This is a genomic window from Nonomuraea sp. NPDC048916, from assembly GCF_040649575.1.
Classification (GTDB): Bacteria; Actinomycetota; Actinomycetes; order Streptosporangiales; family Streptosporangiaceae; genus Nonomuraea.
In genome coordinates, this window is record NZ_JBEZFS010000043.1 from 55,046 (window position 1) to 61,644 (window position 6,599).

At 68.4% G+C, this 6,599-nt stretch carries 5 protein-coding genes; 4 read left to right on the plus strand and 1 reads right to left on the minus strand.

Annotated features, from left to right (window positions below; translation table 11 throughout):
- Positions 1–17: 17 nt before the first annotated feature.
- From secD to AB0C16_RS33930, 4 genes are all read left to right on the plus strand, one after another.
- On the plus strand, positions 18–1,799 hold the full coding sequence (gene secD, locus AB0C16_RS33915) for a protein translocase subunit SecD (protein ID WP_357689103.1): 1,782 nt from the start codon (positions 18–20) through the stop codon (positions 1,797–1,799).
- 1 nt (position 1,800) lies between these two features.
- Positions 1,801–2,790, plus strand: coding sequence for a protein translocase subunit SecF (gene secF / locus AB0C16_RS33920; RefSeq protein ID WP_357689105.1), 990 nt, complete (start codon positions 1,801–1,803; stop codon positions 2,788–2,790).
- Positions 2,791–2,931: 141 nt separating this feature from the next.
- Complete coding sequence (locus tag AB0C16_RS33925; protein WP_357689107.1) at positions 2,932–3,450, plus strand: adenine phosphoribosyltransferase; 519 nt, start codon at positions 2,932–2,934, stop codon at positions 3,448–3,450.
- Between the two features lie 175 nt (positions 3,451–3,625).
- Positions 3,626–5,818: a bifunctional (p)ppGpp synthetase/guanosine-3',5'-bis(diphosphate) 3'-pyrophosphohydrolase gene (locus tag AB0C16_RS33930; protein ID WP_357689109.1), complete on the plus strand. Its 2,193-nt coding sequence runs from the start codon at positions 3,626–3,628 to the stop codon at positions 5,816–5,818.
- Between the two features lie 202 nt (positions 5,819–6,020).
- Here the strand turns inward: AB0C16_RS33930 and AB0C16_RS33935 are convergent, their stop codons facing one another.
- On the minus strand, positions 6,021–6,407 hold the full coding sequence (locus AB0C16_RS33935) for a hypothetical protein (protein ID WP_357689111.1): 387 nt from the start codon (positions 6,405–6,407) through the stop codon (positions 6,021–6,023).
- Positions 6,408–6,599: the final 192 nt, after the last annotated feature.

Genomic DNA, 6,599 nt, shown 5'->3' on the forward strand with positions numbered 1-6,599 from the left:
TGAAAGACAGACGACCAGTGGCCCGACCGACCAGCAGCCACAGCAAGCCGGGGCGCACGCTCCTGGTGCTCGTGGCGCTCATCCTCGCCCTGGGCGGGACGATGCTCTTGCAGAAGGCGTTCACGCCCAAGCTGGGGCTCGACCTCGCCGGCGGCACGACCGTGACTCTATCTCCGGTCACGCAGAACGGCGCGGCTCCACCTGAGGAGATCCTGGACCGCGCGGTCAACATCATCCGTGACCGAGTCAACGGCACCGGCATCTCCGACGCGGAGGTCGCCAAATCAGGCGACAACATCATCATCTCCATCCCCGGCGTCGGGCAGAGCGAGGCCATCAAGCTGGTCGCGACCACCGCGGAGCTCCGCTTCCGCCAGGTGCTCGCCATGGAGGCCACGCAGATCCCGCAGGAGCTCGCCACCGAGCCCGCGGCCCCGAGCTCCTCGCCTTCGTCCACGCCGCCCTCGGCCAAGCCCCAGCCGACCGCCTCCCGGTCGGCTGGGGCCGCGGTGCCCAGCGCGTCCCCGACGGGCAAGGGGCTGTCATCGGCCCTGAGCACGCCGTCGCGAAGTCCCACGCCGGCGACCTCTCCAACTCCACGCGAACGCAAGAGCGGGCAGAACGCGAAGGCCACGCCGACACCGAGCCCCACTCAGGAGGGTGACCAACCCGCCGGCGCCCCCCCGCAGGGCGTCGACCCCGCTGTCTTCAAGCAGTACAACTCCCTAGACTGCGCCGATCCGAAGAACCGCGGCCAGGGCGTCCAGGACGACCCGAACAAGCAGTACGCCGGCTGCGAGAGCGACGGCAGCTACAAGTACATCCTCGATGTGGCCAAGGTCGTCGGCACCGACATCGACACCGCCTCCGCGGGCGTCCGCCAGGGCACCACCGAATGGGTCGTCCAGCTCGACTTCAAGAGCAAGGGCGCGGGCGAGTGGAGCAAGCTCACCTCCACCGCCTTCAACTCCCCGGAGCCGCGCAACAAGGTCGCCGTCGTCCTCGACGGTGTGGTGATCACCGCCCCCAACATCATCAGCCCGATCCCCGGCGGCCGCGCCGAGATCACCGGCGGTTTCGACCAGAAGAGCGCCACCGACCTCGCCGAGCAGCTCAAGTACGGTGCGCTGCCCCTGAAGTTCGAGCGCAGCTCGATCGACACGGTCTCCTCGACCCTGGGCCAGGACCAGCTCGAGGGCGGCCTGATCGCCGGCGTCATCGGCCTCGCCCTGGTATTCCTCTACTCGATGTTCTACTACCGCGGCCTCGGCCTGGTCGCCGTGCTGAGCCTCATCGTCGCCTCGATCCTCACCTACACCGCGGTGGTCGTGCTCGGCCACAACGCGGGGTTCCGGCTGTCGCTGCCGCACATCATCGGCCTGGTGGTCTCGATCGGCATCACCGCCGACTCCTTCATCGTCTACTTCGAACGCATACGTGACGAGATGAAGGAAGGGCGGCGCTCGCTCCGCACGGCCGTCGAGGTGGCCTGGGTCCGCGCCCGGCGCACGATCCTGATCGCCGACGCCGTCATGTTCATCGCCGCGGTCGTGCTCTACCTGCTGGCCGTGGGAGGTGTGGCCGGGTTCGCCTTCGCGATGGGCCTGACGACGCTGATCGACATCGTGGTGGTGTTCCTGTTCACCAAGCCGTTCATCGCCATGCTGGCCAAGGTCAAGTTCTTCGCCAAGGGGCATCCGCTGTCCGGCCTCGACGCCGAACGCATGAGCGCCGACTCGACCGGCAACACCGGCAACACCGGCAACACCGGCCGCACGAACACCCCGCAGGAGGCCTGAGATGGGACTCGCGCGTCGCCTCTACCGTGGCGAGATCAACGTCGACTTCGTCGGCCGCTGGAAGCTCTGGTACAGCCTGTCGGGCCTGCTGCTGGCCGTGTCCCTCGCCGGGATCCTGGTCAACGGCCTCAACCTGGGCGTCGAGTTCACCGGCGGGTCGGTGTTCTCCTTCAAGGCGCCCACCGCCACCATCGAGCAGGTCCGCGCGGACTTCATGGATGAGGGCGTGCACCAGCCGATCGTGCAGACGGCCGGCGACCGCTGGCGGGTCACCACCGAGACGCTGCCCGAATCCACCATGACCCAGGTGCAGACGGCGATCTCCAAGGACTACGGTGTCCCGGTCAACCAGGTCGACATCCAGTCGATCGGCGCCTCGTGGGGTGGTGAGGTGTCGCAGAAGGCCTGGTTCGGCCTGGCCGTCTTCATGGTCGCGATCATCCTCTACCTGTCGATGGCGTTCGAGCCCAAGATGGCGCTGGCCGCCATCGTGGCCCTCATCCACGACCTCGTCATCACGGCCGGTGTCTACGCCTGGTCGGGCTTCGAGGTCACGCCGGCGACGCTGCTGGGCTTCCTGACCATCCTCGGTTACTCGCTCTACGACGCGGTCGTGGTGTTCGACATGATCAAGGAAGTCACGGCCAAGCTGGGCACCACGTCCAAGCAGACCTACTCGATGGCGGCCAACAACGCCCTCAACCACACACTGATCCGCTCGCTCAACACCTCGCTGGTCGCGATCCTGCCGGTGGCGGCGATCCTGTTCATCGGCACCACGCTGCTCGGCGCGGGCACGCTGAAGGACCTGTCGCTGGCGCTGTTCGTCGGCATGATCGTCGGCACCTACTCCTCGCTGTGCGTGGCCACGCCGCTGCTGGTGACGCTGAAGGAGCGGGAGCCGAAATACCAGGCCATCGCCCGCCGTCTCGCCTCGACGGGGGGCAAGGGACCGAAGGGTCCCAAAAGCACCGCGGTAGCCAAGGGCTGAGGTCGTCTCACAGGGCGGGCCGACCGGCCCGCCCTGTGGCGCGCGTGACCACGGTCTTCGTCCGCGGGGTCCGGAAACGCCGCCGGATGCGCCATCATGGAGGCCGTCAGTCGTGGGCAGGACCGTCGGAGGAGTGGCTTGATGAGCGACCTGCAGAAGTTGATCCTCGAGCACATCAGGGACGTGCCCGACTACCCCAAGCCGGGTGTGCTGTTCAAGGACATCACCCCGCTGCTCGCCGACCACGAGGCGTTCGCGGCCGTGGTCGACGAGCTGGCCGGGTTGCACGAGGTCGACAAGATCGTCGGGATCGAGGCCAGGGGGTTCATCCTGGCCGCCCCCGTGGCGTTCCACGCCGGAGCCGGGTTCGTCCCCGTGCGTAAGAAGGGCAAACTGCCCTCCCAGACGCTCGAAGAGTCCTACGATCTGGAGTACGGCTCCGCGACCATCGAGGTGCACCGTGACGCCTTCACCCAGGGCGACCGGGTCCTCATCGTCGACGACGTGCTGGCCACGGGCGGCACGGCCGAGGCGACGGTGGAGTTGGTGCGCAGGGCCGGAGCCGAGGTGGTCGGCGTCGCCGTGCTGATGGAGTTGGCCTTTCTGAAGGGGCGTGAGCGCCTCGTGGGGGTGGAGGCGCACTCCCTGGTGATCGTCTGAGCCGGACCCACGGCGAGCCGGGTTTCTCACCTGGATACACTGGGGGACCTGGACTCGAACGTGAGGAGTCTGAGTGCCCCGTGATGTGGTCGTGCCTGACGTAACAGACGCCGGGACCGCCGAACCCGCTGGCGGCGCGCCTGCGGCACGTCGACGGCGGTTTGGGGGTGGGGCCATGAATCCGGTGCTGGAGCCGCTGTTCAGGACGGTCCGTGCCACCCACCCCAAGGCTGACCTGCGCCTCATCGAGCGCGCCTACGACGTCGCCGCCTACCATCACCGCGACCAGAAGCGCAAGTCCGGTGACCCCTACATCACCCACCCGCTGGCCGTGGCGACGATCCTGGCCGAGCTCGGCACCGACGACGAGACGCTCTGCGCCGCGTTGCTGCACGACACGGTCGAGGACACCGCCTACAGCCTCGACGAGCTCCGCGCCGACTTCGGCGACACGATCGGGTCGCTGGTCGACGGCGTCACCAAGCTCGACAAGGTCAAGTTCGGCGACGCCGCCCAGGCTGAGACCGTGCGCAAGATGGTCGTCGCCATGTCGCGCGACATCCGCGTGCTGATCATCAAGCTGGCCGACCGGCTGCACAACATGCGCACGATGCGCTACCTGCCCGAGCACAAGCGCCACCAGAAGTCGCGCGAGACCCTGGAGATCTTCGCGCCGCTGGCCCACCGCCTGGGCATGAACACGATCAAGTGGGAGCTCGAAGACCTCGCCTTCGCCATGCTCTACCCCAAGCGCTACGACGAGATCGCGCGCATGGTGTCGGAGCGGGCGCCGCGCCGAGACCTGTTCCTGCAGGAGGTCATCGAGAAGGTCTCCGGCGACCTGCGCGAGGCCAAGATCCGCGCGGTCGTCAAGGGCAGGCCGAAGCACTACTACTCCGTCTACCAGAAGATGATCGCCCGCGACGTGGCCTTCGACGACATCTACGACCTGGTGGGCATCCGGGTCCTCGTCGACAGCGTGCGCGACTGCTACGCGGCTCTCGGAACGATCCACGCGCGATGGAACCCCGTGCCCGGCCGGTTCAAGGACTACATCGCGATGCCCAAGTTCAACATGTACCAGTCGCTGCACACCACGGTCATCGGCCCCGAGGGCAAGCCGGTGGAGCTGCAGATCCGCACCCACGCCATGCACCACCGGGCCGAATACGGCGTGGCCGCGCACTGGAAGTACAAAGAGGAGGTCGGCGCTCCCGGCCCGGTGGGCAAGGTCAAGCCGGGCAGCGACATGGCCTGGCTGCGGCAGCTGCTCGACTGGCAGAAGGAGACCGCCGACCCGGGGGAGTTCCTCGAGTCGCTGCGGTTCGACCTGTCGGTGTCCGAGGTCTACGTCTTCACGCCGCGCGGCCAGGTGGTGGCCCTGCCCGAGGGCGCCACGCCGGTCGACTTCGCCTACGCCGTCCACACCGAGGTGGGCCATCGCTGCATCGGCGCCCGGGTCAACGGCCGGCTGGTGCCGCTGGAGTCGCGGCTGGGCAACGGCGACACGGTGGAGATCTTCACCTCCAAGTCGCCCGACGCCGGCCCGTCGCGCGACTGGCTGAAGTTCGTCAAGTCCGGCCGGGCCCGCAACAAGATCCGGCAGTGGTTCTCCAAGGAGCGCCGGGAGACCGCGATCGAGGCGGGCAAGGAGGCCATCGGCCGGGCCATGCGCAAGCAGGGTCTGCCGCTGCAGCGGCTGATGTCCGGCGAGTCGCTGCTGGCGCTGGCCCGCGACCTGCGCTATCCCGACGTCTCCGCCCTCTACGCGGCCGTCGGAGAGGGGCACGTCGCCGCCCAGTCGGTCGTGCAGAAGCTCGTGGCCTCCATCGGAGGTGTCGACAGCGCCGAGGAGGACATCGCCGAGACGTCGCTTCCGACGCGCCTGAAGGGCCGCCCCCGAGGTGGTGGCGGCGCCGGCGTGGTCGTGGCGGGCGACGCTGACGTGTGGGTGCGCCTGTCGAAATGCTGCACCCCGGTGCCGGGCGACGAGATCGTGGGCTTCGTCACCCGCGGCCACGGCGTCTCGGTGCACCGCGCCGACTGCACCAACGTCCAGCAGCTCAAGGAGCAGCCCGACCGCCTGGTCGAGGTGAGCTGGTCGCCGAGCGACGACTCGGTGTTCCTCGTCGCGATCCAGGTGGAGGCCCTCGACCGGCCCCGGTTGCTGTCCGACGTCACCCGCACCCTGTCCGACCAGCACGTCAATATCCTGAGCGCGTCCGTCACCACTTCACGCGACCGCGTCGCGATCAGCAAGTTCACCTTCGAGATGGGCGATCCCAAACACCTCGGCCACGTGCTCAAGGCCGTCCGCAGCATCCAGGGCGTCTTCGACGTCTACCGCGTGAGCGGCGCCGGCACCTGATGCCTTCTCCGCTTTCGCGGGGGTGTTCGGGTTCCGCCCTCCGTGCGGGTGACCGAGATTTTCACCGCACGTGAGGAAGATTTTGCGCACGGGCCTGGGCGAGATCTTCTTGTGCGGCGGGCACGGGAGGTCCCACCCGCCGCACGCGGCTCACGGCCTCCGGGAAGAGGCGCACGCCCCGGCCATCCGCCGTGCCGGAAGCTCAGCAGTCGATCTCGACGGCGTCGACCCGGTTGGTCTCGTGGGGGCGCAGGTTCGCCTTCTTCCACGGCGGGATCGTGCGCACGTGGATCCAGTCGGAGCGGCCGTCCCAGTCGTAGAGCTTCACCCGGGCGTCGCTGCGGTTGCGGATGGAGCTCAGCCGGTCGTTGAGCGGGGGGCTCATCTTGCCGAGGTCGTAGAAGCCGCAGTCGGGCGCGGTCCAGAACTTGTACCGGCCGTAGCGGCCGTCGAACAGGCAGGTGTTGCCGGAGTTGCACTTCCCCCAGGTGCGGCCGGTGCTGCCGGCGGCCTCGGCGGGCAGCGCCGTCAGCGCGACGGCGGCGGCCACGGCGGTGGTCAGGACGAGCAGGCCCTTGATGTGTCGCATGGTGTCTCCCCGTAGAAATGCCGTTCTTCGAGGGTTAGACGCCGGATGTGCGATCTTGGTTCGGGGCGCCGCGAAGCCGTCGGCCTCACTGGACGACGTTGACCGAGAAGTAGACCCGCAGGCCGTCGCGCGAGGTCTCGGGAAGCGGGTAGAGCGTGGTGATCGGCCGGGCCTGGGTGAGCCAGAGCGTGC